Raw genomic sequence first — 16,140 nt, 5'->3', positions numbered from 1 at the left:
GGCCGACCTCGGCCGGCTCTTCCGAAGCAGCGATCCAAAGCAGTGGTGCCACCCCCAAGGAGTAATCCCATGCGTATCGTGATCATCGAGTTCATGAGCCTGGACGGCGTCGTACAGGCTCCGGGCGGGCCCGAGGAGGACACCGACGGAGGCTTCGCCCACGGCGGCTGGTCGCACCCGTTCTTCGACATGGAGGTGGTCGGCGGCGCCTTCGGCGGCGCGCTGAGCGGAGCCGAGGCGCTGCTGTTCGGGCGCCGCACGTGGCAGACCATGGCCGAGGCGTGGCCAGGGCGGGCCGGTGACCCGTTCGCCGATCAGATGAACGGCATCCCGAAGTACGTCGTGTCCCGGACGCTGGGCGACGACGAGCTGACGTGGAACAACACCACCCGGATCCCCGGAGAGGAGGCCGTCGCGCACCTCCGCAAACTGCGCGAGACCGACGGCGGCGACCTGGTGGTGATGGGAAGCCCCACCCTCGCGCGCACCCTCCTGAGCGAGGGCCTGGCCGACGAGCTCCGGCTCGTCGTCATGCCGGTGCTCCTCGGCGGAGGCAAGTCGCTCTTCCCCGACGACGGTGCCCTGCGCACGCTCGAACTGGTCTCCACGGTCACCAGCGCCACGGGCGCGAACGTGTGCGTCTACCGGCCGATCGGCTAGATCCGCAGAACATCCCGGAGACCCCGCAGACGCCCGGAGACGTGACGCCGCGCACGCGATGTCGCCGACCTCCGGGCCCCGCGGCCCCCCACAGACGCCCGGACACCTCGGAGATCAGAAGGTGACCGGGGTCGACCTTTCGAGGCGGGCGACCTCGTCCTCCGAGAGCCGCAGCGCCCCGGCCGCCACGTTGGCGACCAGGTGATCCGGATTGCCGGTGCCCGGGATGGCCAGCACGTGCGGCCCGCGCCGCAGCGTCCACGCCAGCCGGACCTGCGCGGCCGTCGCCCCGTGGGCACGCGCCACGGCGAGGACCTCGTCGTTCTCGGTGCCGCCCGCGCCCGCCTCGCGCCCGTCCCCGGCGATCGCGAAGAACGGCACGAACGCGATGCCCCGCTCACCGCAGGCGCGCAGGAACTCGTGGCGCTCGGGGCTCGCGCCGAGACCGTACCTGTTCTGCACGCAGACCACCGGGGCGATGGCCAGGGCCTCGGCGAGGTGCTTGGGCCTGACGTTGGAAATGCCCAGGTGGCGGATGAGCCCGGCGTCGCGCAGCTCGGCCAGCGCGCCGAAGCGCTCGGCGATCGAGTCGGGCCCGTGGACGCGCAGGTTCACCACGTCGAGGTGGTCGCGGCCGAGCTGGCGGAGGTTCTCCTCGACCTGGCCGCGCAGCTGCTCCGGCCTGGCCAGGGGCAGCCACGCGCCCGACGGATCCTTGCCAGGACCGACCTTCGTGGTGATGACCAGGTCGTCCGGGTACGGGGCCAACGCCCGGTTGATCAGCTCGTTGGCGGAACGCAGCGGCGAGAAGTAGAACGCTGCGGTGTCGATGTGGTTCACCCCTAGCTCGACCGCGCGGCGCAGCACGCCGATCGCCCGGTCACGGTCGCTCGGCGTGCCGTCGGCGTTCGCCGTCAGCCGCATCGCGCCGAACCCGATCCGGTTGACGACCAGATCGCCGAGCTCCCATGTACCCGCCACCGCCGCCGTGACGCTCTCCGAGTCCATGTGCGAAGTTTGCCACCACCGCCCAGCCGCCCAGGAACACCGATGACCGGACCGTCCACGCACGGTGCCGTACGGCCCTCAAGGGGTGCCGCACGTCGCGGGGCAGAACGTGACCTCGGGAGAGCGCGGTGACGGTCTCTCCAGGAGGGGCTGCGGCCGCGATTTCAGGTGCCGGTCGAGGAAGGCCGCCACGTAGGCGCGGGTGAGTTCCGCGCCGCGCTCCGCCGGTAGAACGCCTGGGGCGGGCCTGATGCCGAGGGCGCCTCCCAGCAGCGGCAGGTCGGTGAAGGACTGGTGTTCGGCGCCCGTCAGGACGAGCCATCGCTTCCACCCGGTCAGCAGCTTCCAGTCGCGGTCCCAGGAGGTGTCACGCCCCCCGGGGACGTGCTGCGGCGCACCGACGAACATGAACGGCTTGGTGAACCCGCTCTTGGGGATGCGGGCGTAGGTGGTGCCGTCCATGTCGATCCCGGCACGGATCCGGGGGTCCTTCACCATGGTCGCCAGGGCGGCGGCCCCGCCGATCGACTGGCCCGCCATCGCGATCCGGGTGCGGTCGATCATGCCGGAGCCGTCCCACTTCGACGGCAGCCGGTCGAGGACGAAGGAGACGTCGGCGGCCCGGCCCTGGACCACTCTCGGGCCGAAGCCCGGGTCGGTGTCGCTGTCGCAGGCGAGGCATTCGGCGATCCGCCCGTCGGACAGGGTGGTGGCGTAGCTCTCATGAGTGTGGTCGATCCCGGCCACCACGTAGCCCCGGCTGGCCAGGTCCTCGGCCAGGGAGGTGAGCGTGCTCACCGGCTTGGTGAAGCCGGGGGAGAGCACCACCAGCGGGAACCCGCGCCCCGTGGGATCGGCGTCCTGGATGGCGTTCGTGCGCGTCTTGCTCAACGTGTCGTACGGCGCGGTCGAGATCCCGGAGCCCTTCAGCACGAGCTCCGACTCCTTGGCCGTCATGTAGGGCGCCCGCCGCCCGTCACGCCGCTTGGCCGGGTACCACAGGGTGACCTTGAGTTCCCTGGCGTCGGCGTCGGGGTCCCAGGGGTCGGGGCGGGAGGTGTCGGTCAGGTGCAGGACGGTGCTGCCGACCGGGTGGGGGCCGGTGGGGGCGGGCAGGGTGGCGGGGCCGGTCGGTGTGACCGGTGGGCCGGCGTCGGCCCGGGGCGGGGTGGGGGCCGAGCAGGTGGACGCGGCCAGGACGACCAGTCCCGCGGCCACGGCCAGGAGCTGTCTCATGGAGAGGAGTCCGTTCACTTGTGCAGCAAGGCCAAGGCCTTGGCCAGTGCGGGGTCGTGTCCGGTGGCGGCGTCTTCGGGGGTGAGAGGGACGTGGTGGTCGGGGGGTACGCCGATCTTGTCGATCACCTCGCGGTCGGGTCCGAGGTGGTGTTTGTCGGGGAAGCTCAGGAGGGTGTTGTTGCTCAGCAGGTAGGAGCCGGCCGGGCCGGAGACGAGCCCGGCGGTTCTGGTGCCGACCAGGTGTCCGGCGCGCAGGTCTTTGATCGCGGAGGTGAAGTGTTCGCAGGCCGAGGCGCAGCCGCGGTCGGTGAGTACTACCAGTGGCAGGCCAAGGAGTTCGACGGTGTCGTCGGTGCGCATGGCCTCGCAGGTGCCGTCCACGGTGCATTGGTAGGCGGTGTTCTTGCCGTGGGCGAAGGCGCTCAGCAGGCGGACCGCCTCGGTGGGGCTGCCGCCGCCGTTGCCGCGCAGGTCCAGCACCACGCCGGACAGGGTGCGGCCGGTGCGCAGCCGGGCGATGGCCTTGAGGACCCGGTTGGCGGCGTCGGGGGCGAAGCCGGTCATCCGCACATGGGCGACGTCGTCGTCCAGCAGCTTCGATCGCACCACCTGCAGGGTGTCCAGGTCGCGTTGATAGAGGCCGGGCTTGAGCGTGATGCTCCAGCGGCGGCCGGTGTCCTGGCGCAGCAGCCGCAACCGCACCGGCCGCGCCTCCGGATACTGCGGGTAGAGGGCGGTGATCGCGGGGGTGGCCTTTCCGCCGATGAAGGGGGCTGATTCGTTGATCGCTTCGATGACGTCACCGGGACGGACCCCGGCGGTTTGTGCGGCGCCGCCCTGCACGGTGGCGACGAACAGCGGGGCGAGGGCGGTGCCGGGGTTGGCGTCCGCTTGCGGGCCGGTGACGTTGGCCGTCAGGCCCAGGCCGTAGCCGTCGCCGTCGTAGTGGCCGGGCGGCCTTTTGACGTCGTGTGTCCAGCGGGCGTGGTTGTCGCCGAGGGCGGCCACGATGGCCTCCAAGGTGACGACGGCGAGCTTGTCGCGCAGGTCGGGGACCTGGTCGGTGACCTTTGTGTAGGTGGCCTCGAAGGCGGCCCAGTCGGCTGTGCGGTCGCCGGTCAGGGCGGGCATGGTCGCCTCGGTTACGTCGCGGCCGTTGCGGTTGAGTTCTTGGGTCAGGGCGGCGAATCCGGCCATCAGCAGCGCGCGGGCGTCCAGGGTGGCGCCGCTGTAGTAGGTGCCCAGGATGCAGCGGTAGGCCTGTTCGATGACGTCGATCGTGGTGGGCTTCTCGGCCGCGGGCGGGCCTTGGGGGCGTGCGCAGATCGCCGCGCCCGCGGTGCCCGCCTGGACGCGTGGTGGTGTCGGTGTGGTGCAGGCCGCCGCCAGGAGGAGGGCGAGTCCGGCGGCGGTGGTTTTGGCGGTGGTTTTGGCGGTGGTCATGACAGGCGCCTTCGGACCCACCAGAAGCAGAACCAGGTGAGGGTGGCGCTGAGCAGGGCGTAGATGCCGGTCTCGATCCACTGGAAGGGCCAGAAGCGCTCCAGGGGCTGGTAGGTCGCCTGCTGCCGGTAACCAAGCCGGTTGATCTCGACCAGGCACCCGTCCATGCCCTGTCCCGCTGCCGCTCCCAGTCCCGGCGGTGCGCAGGGCCCCGACGTGGTGGAGGTCCTGACGGCGGCGCCCTCCTCGCTGCTGCCGGAGATCATGCGCCCGGACGGATCGATGAAGTCACTGGACAGAACCCAGGCGCCGGCCCCGGCCTGACCGGGAACGGCAGAGTCCAGCGTGATGTGCACGAGCTGGTTTTCGTCCCGTCTTATGCCGATGCGGTCCACGTTCGCCTGGCTGAGTTCGAAGGTCCCGGCGACAGGGGGTATGAGATGGGGCCGGACGAGCAGCGGCATGGCGATCTGGATCGCGGCGAAGACGGCCAGGGTGAGGGCCATCGCGGGCAGCGTGCGGCGCACCAGCATGCCCACGGTCACCCCGAGGACGAAGGCGAAGGCCGCGTACCCCATCGGGGCGATGCCGCGCGCGCCGAACACCAGGGGGGCCATCAGGGCCAGCTCCGAGGTGGCCGACTTGTCCAGGGGGGCGGACCACCAGGTCACCGCGAGGCCGCACACGCCGGCGGCGGCCATGGCCGCCAGGCCGGTGAGGCCGAGCTTGACCGCCAGCCAGCGGCCGCGGGTGATGCTCTGGTTCCACACCAGCAGGTGCGTGCCCGCCTCCAGCTCCCGGGTGATCAGCGGCGCTCCCCAGAAGAGCCCGACGAGGGCGGGCAGGAGCAGCACGAGGAGGCTGACGGCCATGAAGGGCATCTGGTAGTCGTCGAAGAGGCCGTCGAAGAAGCGGTCGCAGGTGTCGTCCCGCACACAGGCGGCGATCCCGGCGGAGTAGCGGGAGGCCAGGTCCGGGCCGGTCAGGGCCAGGGTGGCGACGAGTACGACGAGCAGGGCGGCCGTCATCGTGGCCGAGCCGCGGAACTGGCGCCAGGTCAGCCAGATCATCGCCGCACCTCCAGGGCGGGTCGCCGGTTCTCGGCGGTGCGTTTCTCCATGTAGGCCAGGACGAGGTCCTCCAGGCCGAGCCGGCTGACCGTCCAGGCGGGGTCGTGGATCGGGGTGTCGGTGCGGACCACGTACGTGCTCTGCCGGTCGGTGTGGCGCGCGGAGATCACGTGCTGGTCGGCGGGGAGCCGGTCGGGGTCGCGGCGCGGGCCGGTGAGCCGGTGATGGGTGGACAGCAACTTGTCGACCTCCCCGGCGACCTGGACGCGGGAGTCGACCAGCACGATCAGGAAGTCGCAGACCCGTTCCAGGTCGGAGACCAGGTGGGAGGAGAGAACGACGCTGAACTCGTGCTCGACGGTGGCCTCCATCAGCCCCCGCAGGAACTCGCGGCGGGCGAGCGGGTCCAGCGAGGCGACGGGCTCGTCGAGGATCAGCAGCTCGGGGCGCTTGGCCAGGCCGAGGGTGAGGGCGAGCTGGGCGCGCTGGCCGCCGGACAACTTGCCCGCCCGCTGGGTGGGGACGAGATCGAGCCGCGCGATGCGCTCCCGTGCCATCGCGGCGTCCCAGCGGGGGTTGAGGCGGGCGCCCAGTCGCAGGTGTTCGGCGACGGTCAGTCCCGCGTAGACGGGGGTGTCCTGGGCGACGAAGCCGACCTTGGCCAGCTGCGCCCGCCCGCTGACGGGCCGGCCGCCGAGCACGGTGATGTCGCCCGCCGTCGGCTCCAGCTGGCCGCCGGCCAGCTTCAGCAACGTGGTCTTTCCGGCTCCGTTGGGGCCCACCAGCCCCACGACGTGGCCCGCCGGGATGTCGACGGTGCACTCGCGCAGCGCCCAGCGCCTGCCGTACCGCTTGCCCAGTGCCTGGGCCTTCAAGACAGCGGTCACGCTATTTCCTCCTGAGCGGTGGTCCGAAAGGTGGTCGTGAAGAGGGCCTCGATGCTCTCGTCGTCGAGGCCGGCCCGGCGGGCCTTGGCCAGCCAGCGCTGCAGCTCCAGCCGCAGCGGGCCGTGCGCGGCCAGCGAGGTGTCGGTGAGGGTCGCCGTCACGAACGTCCCCACCCCCGGCCTGGCGGCGACCAGGCCCTCGTGTTCGAGTTCCCGGTAGGCCTTGAGGACGGTGTTGGGGTTGATCGCCAGTCGCGCCACGGCCTCCTTGACGGTCGGCAGCTGGTCGCCCTCGCGCAGGAGGCCGAGTCGTAGCGCGTGCCGTACCTGCTGGACCAGCTGCATGTACGGCGAGACGCCGGACTTCGCATCCAGATGGAACTCGATCACCGGTTCCTCCATTTATCTACGGTACTAGTACTTTAGATTATTACATGTATGGAACTTGTTAAGAGGACGCACGGCCAGGAGATCGACCCGTCCACTCGCGGACCTCGCCATCAATTGATCCTGGCTGGGACGGGTGAGCCGAAGATTGTTGCCAAAGCGGCAACAGGATTCGCGGACTTCCGGGCCACCACCCCACGATGAGGAGGTGCGTCGGAGGAGCGCTTCGATTCGGGGGGACTCATGTCACGGGAAGTTCAAGCTGTTCAGGACGGGGAAACGCGCCGTCTGGTTCCTTCCCCGGCGGGCCGGACCCATCTGGTGGAGCGGGGCACCGGGCCGCTGGTGCTGCTGGTGCACGGGTTTCCCGAGTCGTGGTACTCCTGGCGCCACCAGCTGGCGGCACTGGCCGCGGCCGGATACCGGGCGGTCGCCGTGGACGTGCGCGGATACGGCCGTTCGTCCAAGCCGGACGGGGTGACGGCCTACCGGATGCTGGAACTGGTCGAGGACAACGTCGCGGTGGTGCGCGCCCTCGGCGAGGAGACCGCGACCATCATCGGTCACGACTGGGGTTCGAGCATCGCCGCCAACAGCGCCCTGGTCCGGCCGGAGGTGTTCACCGCGGTCGGGCTGCTGAGCGTTCCCTACGCGCCTCGGGGCGGGCCCCGGCCCAGTGAGGTCTTCGCCCGGATGGGCGGGGAGGAAGAGTTCTACGTCAGTTACTTCCAGAAGCCCGGCCGGGCCGAGGCCGAGATCGAACCGGACGTCCGCGGCTGGCTGGCCGGGTTCTACGCCGCGCTCTCCGGCGACACCATGCCCGCCCCCGGGATGCCCGACCCCCATTTCGCCACCCGCGGCGGCACGCTCCGCGAGCGGTTCCCCACCGGTCCGCTACCGTTCTGGCTCACGCGGGACGACCTGGACGTCTACGCCGGAGAGTTCGAACGCACCGGCATGAGCGCGGCACTCAACCGCTATCGGAACATGGACCGGGACTGGGAGGACCTCGCTCCCTGGGACGGGGCCCCCATCCTTCAGCCGTCGGTGTTCGTCGGCGGCGCCCTGGACGCCTCCACCACCTGGCTGACCGACGCGATCGACGCCTACCCCGTCACCCTGCCCGGACTCGCCTCCTCCCACCTCCTCGACGGCTGCGGCCACTGGATCCAGCAGGAACGCGCCCACGAGGTCAACGAGATCCTGACCGGCTGGCTCGCGTCCCTGAGCTGAGAGGGGGGAGCGCACGGGTCTCACGCGGTGAGTCGTGAGATCGATTCCCTGATCATGGCCACCCGATCGGTCAGGTTCCCGGCCGGGATGTCGACGAGCTCGTAGCCGAACGCGCGATAGCTCTCCTCGTGCACACGCTCGAACTCCAGCGAGTCCTCGAAACTTATCCGCCGGGCGGCGGTGGGCTCGCAGAACCCGAGATTGCGCACGAAGAACACCTGACGCTCGTAAATCCCGCCGCGTGTGATCCGGTCGATCTCGGCGGACAGCGACGCGGGGACCGGGCGTTCCAGATAGGTGCTGAGCGCATGGGTGCAGATCGGCGAGCGGTCGTAGACCTGGATGTTCGCGGCGCCGGACGTCCGTGTCTGCCGCTGTCGCTGCAGGGCGACGATGTCGTCGACGAAGGACGGCCGGGACCACGGCTCGGCCTCTCCCCGCGCCTGCCCCAGCGCGATGACCGCGGTCGCCGCCTCGTCGACGACGCCGTACCCCTGAGTCCCCAGAACCCGGAGGATCGACGTCTTCCCGGCACCGGGGGTGCCCGTGAGGATGTATCGCTTCACTGTTTCTTCCGTCTCGTCATTCACGGTTCGAGGTACGTACGGCGAGAGGATCCGAGTGGTCAGTGCCGCGGGCGACCTTCTTGAACGCCGTCAGCGCGTGAGCCGGTCGGGCTGTCCGGAGTATGCCGCGTCCGGTACGTCAGCCTGCGCAGGAGCACCTCGGCGGGCCCTCGGCCGCCACGGCGCTCCAGGCCGTAGGCCGCGGCCACGGTGATCAGCCAGACGCCGATCGCGTAGCAGGCCACGGAGGCGCTGTGCAGGTGGGCTCCGACCCCGAGGCCCCACGCGGCCAGCACCGGGGCGCAGAGCAGCGACTGGGCGAGGTAGGCCGACAGCGATCGCCTGCCCGCCGCGGCCACCGCCGTGACCGCCAGGCCGGGCCGTCGCCGACGTCCGAGCCGGTGCCCGACCAGTCCGAACACCGCCGCGTAGCCCAGCCCGGCGGGCAGGCCGGTGGCCGACTGGGACACCTCGAAGACGAACATCGACTCCTCGGGGATCCTCAGCACCCCCATGACCGCCGCCGCGTGCGGCAGCCCGCCCAGCCAGCCGATGGCGATGCCCACGACGGCGACGCGGCGCAGCAGCGGCAGGTGCTCGCCCGGCCGCTCCAGGATCCGCCGTCGGGCCGCCCAGAAACCGAGGACGATCGCGACGGGCAGAACGAGCCCCAGCAGGCCCTGGCCGACCACGACCATCGGCCAGAAGGCCAGACGTCCCAACGCCGCGGCGAACGGATCGCTCTCGGCGACGCTCGCCGCCCCGATGGGCAGGTAGCCGGCGATCTCAGGGGACGCGTCCGTGGCGAAGCAGGCCCCCACGGCGCTGAGCAGGGTCGCCAGGGTGAGGACGCCCATGCCGATCGCGGCCCAGACGAGCAGCGTGCGGTCCTTCCGGCGCAGGAACAGCCCGGCGAGGAGAAGCCCGGCCAGGCCGTACGCGCCGAGAATGTCCCCCTGCCACAGCAGCGCCGCGTGCGCGAACCCGAACACGAGCAGCCACAGGCCGCGACGGCGCAGCAGCGCCCGCACGGCCGGTTCCGGGTGCCCGGCGGCCCGCTGGCGCGACAGGAGCTGCACCATGCCGTAGCCGAACAGGAACGCGAACATCGGGTAGACCCGGCAGTCCACCCCGACGATGGCGGCCACCTGGACGATCCGGTCCAGCGTCGAGCCTCCGGGCGGATGGATCGTGGTGGCCCTGAGCTCCCGCCCCCACAGATACCAGGGGGTGTTCGCCACGGCGATGAGCAGCAGCATGAAGCCACGGGCGAGATCGGGCGCGAGCACACGCTCGCCGACCTGAACCGGGCCGCGGATCGGGGCGCTGGTAGTCGCCATGGGGAAGCGGGTCTCCTGTCGTGCTGTCGTGACCGAGCGAGGTCGTCTCACCCACCGGCTCCGGGGGCGAGGCCAGGGAACGCGGCGGGGTCGACCGGGTAACCGGAGACGGCGAGGGAGAGCGGATCACCGCGTTTCGGGGTGCCTCCACGCCTCGGTCGAGGCGGAAGCCGTAGCGGCCGGGCTGTTCCGGCGAGCGAGCACCAGGGCATCGGCGATTGTTCGATCACGTAAAGTCACGATACGACGACAGGCGGTAGGAGGAGACCTGATTCGCAGAGTGGACGACTCACGGGTGGCCCCGCCGGCGAGAACCAAAGGTGATCCGTCGATGACCCATCGCCACGAAACGGCCGCCGGCCTCGTACGGTGAGCGAGTCGCGGCGAGCGAGTCGCGGTGAATGAGTCGCGGCGAGCGCCCATGCGCTCCTTCCCGCACCCACCCACCGGAGCGCGAACCCGCCCGGCCAGGCGACCAACGAATACGGGCAGAGCAACCGGACGGCAGGGGAAAACCCCGCTTCGGGAACCGCCCTGCCGAAAGGGAACCGCTCCACCGATCAGATCATGACGTGCGCTTCCGGGTGCCCGGCGAAGGAGAACTGGGCGTTGCGGGTGAGCTTGATGTCGTCGGCCTGCCAGGTGTGCATGGACTTGTCGCCGCTGCGCCAGTAGACGAAGTTGAAGCGGTCGGCGGAGTAGATCTTGACGCGGTCTTCCTTGAGGCGGCGGACCAGGCGGGTGTCCTCGCCGCGCGTGATGTCCTCGAAGCCGTAGTGGCGGAACATGTCGGCCTTGCCGAGGAAGGTGCCGCCCTGGACGAGGAACGCGTAGCGGTGCTCCAGGCCGGGCAGGCGCAGCATCGTGGTGTTGCTGCCCTCGAAGTAGGCGTAGTGGGCGCCCTTGCCGACCAGCTCGGCGTCGGTGTAGTCGAAGGAGCGGGCCAGGTCCGACAGGTAGTGCTCGCCGTACAGGTTGTCGTCGTCCATCTTGGCGATCAGCTCGCCCTCGGCCGCGGCGATGCCCATGTTGAGGCAGGCGCCCAGCGACAGCGACTCGTCGGCGGGCAGGACGACCACGTCGGTGATCCCGGCCATCCGGGCCTTGTCGGCGACGACGACGGGGTCGATGTCGAGGCCGTGCAGGACCATGACGAGCTGGACGGGCCGGTGGATCTGCCGGGCCACCGAGGAGATCGCGTGCTCGATCTGGGAGGCGCGGTTGGTGGGCAGGACCACGGAGATCGACCGGGTCCGCTTCTGCACCGGCTTGCCGAGGATCCCGAGGATCTGGTCCACGCGGTGCGAGAACAGGTGCTTGTCGAAGACCTCGCGCATGGCCAGGTGCCCCTGGCGGGCGCGCAGCTCGGGGCTGTTGATCAGGTGCAGGACCTGGTTGTACGACTCCAGCTCGTCACGGGCGATCGGGATCAGCGACCCGAAGGTCTCCTCGATGGCCCGGGACCAGCCGGAGACCATCGACGTCGAGCAGGCCGACAGCTCGAAGACGCGGCGCGCGCACATGGTCGGCGAGTCGAGCACCGAGTTCACGTTGAGGAAGACCTTGTACATCTTGTACGCGGCCAGCATCCGGTCGTACGGGAGCTCGCCCACGATGTGCGGGACGTACTCCTTCGGCCAGGCGTACTTGGGGTCCACGGTGCCGTTGCGGGCGAAGATGTGCAGCCCGAGCTCGCGGATCGGGGCGATGACCGTTTCCATCTGCTCGCGGCGCTCGGGGTGCTTGTCCCGGAAGTACATGCCCGCGAAGACCACGTCGTTCACGCGCCCGCGCTTGTCCTGGACGGGGTTGTGCACCCGGGGCTGCGCGGCGAACTGCAGTACGTCGACCCGGTCGTGGCCCAGCACCTCGCGGTAGCGGGGGACCATGTCGCCGTCACAGGTGAAGACGTAGTCGAACAGCTTGGCCGTGTCGATGAAGAAGTCGAAGTTCGGCGGGTCCTCCTTGTTCCAGAAGACCGTGGGGATCCCCTCGGCGCGGCACCAGTCGATCAGGGCGAGCAGCTCGGGCTTGGGAGCCTTCGTGCCGGTCATCTGGTAGCGCCAGCGGCCCTGGTTGCCGTGCCAGGCCGACTCCACGAACAGCATCTCGGGACGGCGCTCGGCGAAGATCTGCGGCCAGTCGCGGAGCCCGAACTCGATCTGGTCCCACTCGTACTTGAACGCCATCCGGGAGAAGTCGTCCAGGATGACCGCGACCTTCATATCCGGGCGGACGATCGGACCGGCGGGCCACTTGACCTGCGGCACGTCGACCACCGGCCCCTGCTGCTTGAGCTCCTCGACCACCTCGGCCACCGGGCGGGGCGGCTTGGGCCCCTTGCGGGCCTGCATGGCGGAGCGCAACCTGCCCGGCAGCGCGGTGACCCCGGGACCCTTGGCCGCCGTCAGTGCCTCGGCCACCCGGTAGGGGCGCTGCACCTTGGTCGACTCCAGCTTCCACTGCGCGTAGTCGGCCCGCGCCTCGGCGATGGCGAGCCGCCGCTCCAGATCCTGGACGCGCTCCTCAAGGCGTTCGACGACCTTGCGCTCCTCGGGCAGCCAGTTGATCGGCCCGAGACGCTGGAACTTCGGCTCTTCTGGGGTCTCATCGCTCATGGGGAATCGCCTTTGTCAGGGGTCGTGCCAGCGTACGACCATAGCCGTACCGAAAAAGTCGTTTTAAAGGGATTTGGGCGATACGGATTGGCCGGCCGGTGAGAGGTTGCCGCCGCGCAGCCAGTTCTCGATCACCCGGGCGATCCGGGGACCGGCCTTCCCGTCCCAGAGCGGGGGCAGCTCGCCCGACGGCGTCGCCGCGCCGTCCGCCAGCGCCCGGTCGGCGGCGGCGGCCAGCCGCGCGGGGGTGACGAGCCGGTTGGTGCCGTGCGTGATGGTGATCGGCCGCTCGGTGTTGGGCCGAACCGTGAGGCACGGGACACCCAGCATGGTCGTCTCCTCCTGCACGCCGCCGGAGTCGGTGACGACCAGCGTCGCGCCCCGCACGAGTGACAGGAACTCCACGTAGCCCAGCGGGTCGATGATGAAGAGGTTCTCCCCGTTCACCAGTCCGGCCTCCGCCAGACGGGTCCGGCCGCGCGGGTGCAGCGGCACCACGACCGGGAGGCGCTCGCTCACCGACAGTACGGCGTCGACCAGCTCCTTGGCGGAGGCCGGGTCGTCGACGTTGCCGGGACGGTGCAGGGTGGCCACCGCGTACCGCTCGGGAAGGCCGAGCCGGGAGCGCACCGGCGCGGGGTCGAGGTGGTCGAGCGCGGAGAACAGGCTGTCGATCATCGGGTTGCCGACGAGGTGCACCCGGGCCGGGTCGATGCCCTCGGCGGCCAGGTGGGAGAGCGCGTCCGGCGAGGTGGCGAAGAGGATGTCGGACAGGCCGTCGGTGACGATCCGGTTGACCTCCTCGGGCATCTCCCGGTCGAAGGAACGCAGGCCCGCCTCCACGTGCGCGGTCGGCACGTTGAGCTTGGCGCAGACGAGGATCGCGGCCAGCGTCGAGTTCACGTCGCCGTAGACGACGACCAGGGCAGGACGGTGTTCGAGCACCACGTCCTCCAGGCCGACGAGCAGGGCCGCCGTCTGGCGGGCGTGCGAGCCGGAACCGACGCCGAGGTTGGCGATGGGGTCGGGGAGACCGAGGTCGGCGAAGAACACGTCCGACATGAGCGCGTCGTAGTGCTGACCGGTGTGGACGATGCCCTGCCGCACCCCGAGCTCGCCGAGGGCGCGCACCACGGGCGCGGCCTTCACGAAGTTGGGGCGCGCGCCGAGCACGTGCAGGACGAGGGGATTATCGGGGCCCTGAGCAGCGCCCGGACGGGCAAAGTCCCTCATTGACCTCGCCTTTCATGCGGCAGTGGGGCAAACGTTGCCTATGGTACGGTCACGGCGTGGTATCCGATGCCAACAGGCCAGACTCCCCCTCGGTTCCAGCGAAGGTTCCGGCGAAGCCCCCGGGTCCGGCGACATCCTCGGGTCCGGCGACACCCTCCCTTCCGGTGACGCCTCCAGCCGTCGAGACCCCGGCCGTCGAGACCCCGGCCGCCGAGGAGACCCGCGCCGAGCCCTCCGCTTCGGTGACCCCTCCAGCGACCGAGGCCCCCGCTCCCGCCTCCGCGGAGCCGGTGACGCCCCCGGGTCCGGAGGGTTCCGACAGGAAACCCTCCGCGCCGGAGACACCCTCCGTCGGGGAAGCCGTCCAAGACGGGGAAGCCGTCCAGGAGACGACGCCGGTCGTGGCGGATCCCGCCGTGGACACGCCCACGGAGCCGCCGCCCCCGCCGAGCGCGGAGACGCCTCCCCTCGCGGACACGACCTCGGACACCACCGCGACCCGCGACCCGGACCTCGTCGTCGACTGTGACCCGGACCTCACCGTCAACCGTGACCCGGACCTCACCGTCAACCGTGACACGGACGCGACACCGGCCCCGGACACGGTCCCGGTCTCCGACATGCCCACGGTCCCGGCGAGGCCCTCGGACGAGGACGAGGAGAAGGTCCCCGCGTCACTCCCGGCGCCCTCGGCCCCCCCGACGCCCCCGGGCTCCCCGGGCTCCCCGGGCTCCACAACGCCCCCGGCGACCCCGGTGGCGGCGAAGTCGGCCAGAGCGGGACTGCGCGGGCTGATCAAGGGATTCGTCCAGCACCCGGTCATCGTCTCCCGGGTCGTGGCGACCAAGGTGAAGTCCGACCCGTTGCGCGTGGCGCAGGCGGCGGCCGAGACGCTCCCGCCGAGTGTCCGACCCGTCGTGGGCCGGTTCGCCTGGCCCGTCGCGCGCCGCGCCAAGATCGTCGTACGCAAGCTCGGCATGCGCCTGGTGAAGGGCCCGTGGAGCGAGGCGAAGGAGCACTTCGACTCCGGCCGGATGAGCGAGGCCGCCGCGGTGCTGCAGGCCCACACGCGCTATCCCTTCATCAGACGCCGGGCCGCCTACTACGCGGGAGAGCTGGCCGCGATCCAGCCGAACCCGATCCCGCCCAAGGCGAAGGTGATCGTGGGCGAGCGGTTCCCCGGCCGGGTGCTGCACTGCGTGACCAACGCGCTGCCGTACACGCAGGCCGGGTACACCGTCCGCACGCACCGCATCGTCACCTCGCAGAAGGCCGCCGGGCTCGACCCGCACGTCGTGACCAGCTGGGGCTGGCCGATGATGCAGGGGCACGCCGACGCGACGCCGTACGAGGAGATCGACGGGATCCCCTACCACCGGCTGATCCCGAGCGGCGAGGTGCCGTTCGAGAGCCAGGGGCGGATGATCCGCGGCGCCGGTGAGGTGACCGAGCTGGTCAGGACCCTGCGGCCGCAGGTGCTGCACGCCGCGACGGACCACCGCAACGGTTCGGTGGCGCTGGCGGTGCGCGAGCGCACCGGCACGCCGATGGTCTACGAGGTGCGGGGCTTCCTGGAGGAGACCTGGGCCTCCCGCGACCCCAAGCGCATCGGCAGCCAGCGGCACGTACTCCAGCGCGACCGCGAGGCGTTCATCATGCGTTCCGCCGACGCCGTGGTCACCCTCGCGGAGACCATGGCCGTCGAGATCGTCGAACGCGGGGTGCCGAGGGAGAAGATCTATCTCGCGCCGAACGCGGTGGACGACGCGCTGCTCAGCGCCGAGTACGACGGCGCGGCCTTCCGCGCCGCGTACGGCATCGAGCCCGGCGAGATCGTGATGGGCTCGGTGTCGAGCATCGTGGCCTACGAGGGCTTCGCCACCATGATCAACGCGGCCGCGCTGCTGCGGGACGAGGGCGCGCCGGTCAGGGTGCTGCTCGTCGGCGACGGCGTGGAGCGGGCGGCGCTGCTCGAACAGGTCGAGGAGCTGGGGCTGGGCGATATCGCGATCCTGCCGGGCCGGGTCGGTCCCGACGAGGCCCTGCAGGCGCAGGCGGCGATCGACATCTTCGTCTGCCCCCGCGAGGACCTGCGCGTATGCCGACTCGTTACCCCATTGAAACCCGTCGAGGCGATGGCCCTCGGCAAGCCGGTCGTGCTGAGCGACCTGCCCGCCCTCTCCGAGCTCGTGGGCTCCGAGGGAGCCGGGCTTCTGGTGCCCGCGGGAGACCCCGAGGCGCTCGCCAAGGCGATCGCCGGGCTGCGTGACGATCCGGGGCGAAGGGCCGAGATGGGTGAGGCCGGACGGGCCGAGGTGGCGGCGAAGCGTACGTGGAGCCGCATCGCGGAGACTTACCGTGATATTTACCGATCGATTGCTGGTTGATGGTCTCGTGTTGGTAACAGGGAGACCAGCCGTTTGCGATGCGTTCAATCGCATTAGGCGTAGCTCGTTCG

General features: G+C 70.7%; 13 protein-coding genes. 3 read left to right on the top strand and 10 right to left on the bottom strand.

Annotation, left to right across the window (positions count from 1 at the left end; genetic code table 11):
• The first annotated feature begins 69 nt into the window (after positions 1-69).
• Positions 70-660, top strand: a complete 591-nt coding sequence (locus ACSC1Q_RS12235; protein ID WP_436758783.1) for a dihydrofolate reductase family protein — start codon at positions 70-72, stop codon at positions 658-660.
• A 114-nt stretch (positions 661-774) separates the two neighbouring features.
• Here the strand turns inward: ACSC1Q_RS12235 and ACSC1Q_RS12230 are convergent, their stop codons facing one another.
• From ACSC1Q_RS12230 to ACSC1Q_RS12205, 6 genes are all read right to left on the bottom strand, one after another.
• The gene (locus ACSC1Q_RS12230; RefSeq protein ID WP_436758782.1) at positions 775-1,668 is read right to left on the bottom strand and encodes an aldo/keto reductase; all 894 of its coding nucleotides are present in this window, start codon (positions 1,666-1,668) and stop codon (positions 775-777) included.
• A 78-nt stretch (positions 1,669-1,746) separates the two neighbouring features.
• A complete protein-coding gene (locus tag ACSC1Q_RS12225) occupies positions 1,747-2,904 on the bottom strand; it encodes an alpha/beta hydrolase family protein (protein ID WP_436758781.1) in 1,158 nt (385 codons plus the stop codon).
• 14 nt (positions 2,905-2,918) lie between these two features.
• A complete protein-coding gene (locus ACSC1Q_RS12220) occupies positions 2,919-4,349 on the bottom strand; it encodes a S41 family peptidase (RefSeq protein WP_436758780.1) in 1,431 nt (476 codons plus the stop codon).
• Complete coding sequence (locus ACSC1Q_RS12215) at positions 4,346-5,419, bottom strand: ABC-2 membrane transporter-related protein (protein ID WP_436758779.1); 1,074 nt, start codon at positions 5,417-5,419, stop codon at positions 4,346-4,348. The genes ACSC1Q_RS12220 and ACSC1Q_RS12215 overlap by 4 nt, the downstream gene beginning before the upstream one ends.
• Positions 5,416-6,306: an ABC transporter ATP-binding protein gene (locus ACSC1Q_RS12210; protein WP_436758778.1), complete on the bottom strand. Its 891-nt coding sequence runs from the start codon at positions 6,304-6,306 to the stop codon at positions 5,416-5,418. Before ACSC1Q_RS12210 ends, ACSC1Q_RS12215 begins: the two co-directional genes overlap by 4 nt.
• Positions 6,303-6,707 carry a GntR family transcriptional regulator gene (locus ACSC1Q_RS12205; RefSeq protein ID WP_436758777.1) on the bottom strand — a complete coding sequence of 135 codons (405 nt, stop codon included), beginning with the start codon at positions 6,705-6,707 and terminating at the stop codon, positions 6,303-6,305. Before ACSC1Q_RS12205 ends, ACSC1Q_RS12210 begins: the two co-directional genes overlap by 4 nt.
• A gap of 306 nt (positions 6,708-7,013) precedes the next feature.
• Here ACSC1Q_RS12205 and ACSC1Q_RS12200 point away from each other — a divergent pair, with 306 nt between their 5' ends.
• Entirely contained in the window at positions 7,014-7,925 is a 912-nt protein-coding gene (locus ACSC1Q_RS12200) for an alpha/beta fold hydrolase (RefSeq protein ID WP_436758776.1), read from the top strand.
• Positions 7,926-7,945: 20 nt separating this feature from the next.
• Here ACSC1Q_RS12200 and ACSC1Q_RS12195 read toward each other — a convergent pair whose 3' ends face one another.
• From ACSC1Q_RS12195 to wecB, 4 genes are all read right to left on the bottom strand, one after another.
• Positions 7,946-8,491 (bottom strand): ATP/GTP-binding protein, encoded by a 546-nt coding sequence (locus ACSC1Q_RS12195; RefSeq protein WP_436758775.1) that lies wholly within the window; start codon positions 8,489-8,491, stop codon positions 7,946-7,948.
• 59 nt (positions 8,492-8,550) lie between these two features.
• Positions 8,551-9,831, bottom strand: a complete 1,281-nt coding sequence (locus ACSC1Q_RS12190; RefSeq protein WP_436758774.1) for a DUF418 domain-containing protein — start codon at positions 9,829-9,831, stop codon at positions 8,551-8,553.
• Between the two features lie 560 nt (positions 9,832-10,391).
• Positions 10,392-12,449 carry a glycosyltransferase family protein gene (locus ACSC1Q_RS12185; protein WP_436758773.1) on the bottom strand — a complete coding sequence of 686 codons (2,058 nt, stop codon included), beginning with the start codon at positions 12,447-12,449 and terminating at the stop codon, positions 10,392-10,394.
• A gap of 63 nt (positions 12,450-12,512) precedes the next feature.
• The gene (gene wecB, locus ACSC1Q_RS12180) at positions 12,513-13,682 is read right to left on the bottom strand and encodes a non-hydrolyzing UDP-N-acetylglucosamine 2-epimerase (RefSeq protein ID WP_436758772.1); all 1,170 of its coding nucleotides are present in this window, start codon (positions 13,680-13,682) and stop codon (positions 12,513-12,515) included.
• 164 nt (positions 13,683-13,846) lie between these two features.
• Here wecB and ACSC1Q_RS12175 point away from each other — a divergent pair, with 164 nt between their 5' ends.
• Positions 13,847-16,069: a glycosyltransferase family 4 protein gene (locus ACSC1Q_RS12175; protein WP_436758771.1), complete on the top strand. Its 2,223-nt coding sequence runs from the start codon at positions 13,847-13,849 to the stop codon at positions 16,067-16,069.
• Positions 16,070-16,140 lie beyond the last annotated feature (71 nt).

Source organism: Streptosporangium heterodermiicola (assembly GCF_051390675.1).
In the GTDB taxonomy this organism is placed as follows: Bacteria; Actinomycetota; Actinomycetes; order Streptosporangiales; family Streptosporangiaceae; genus Streptosporangium.
This window is presented reverse-complemented; position numbering and strand designations above follow the sequence as displayed.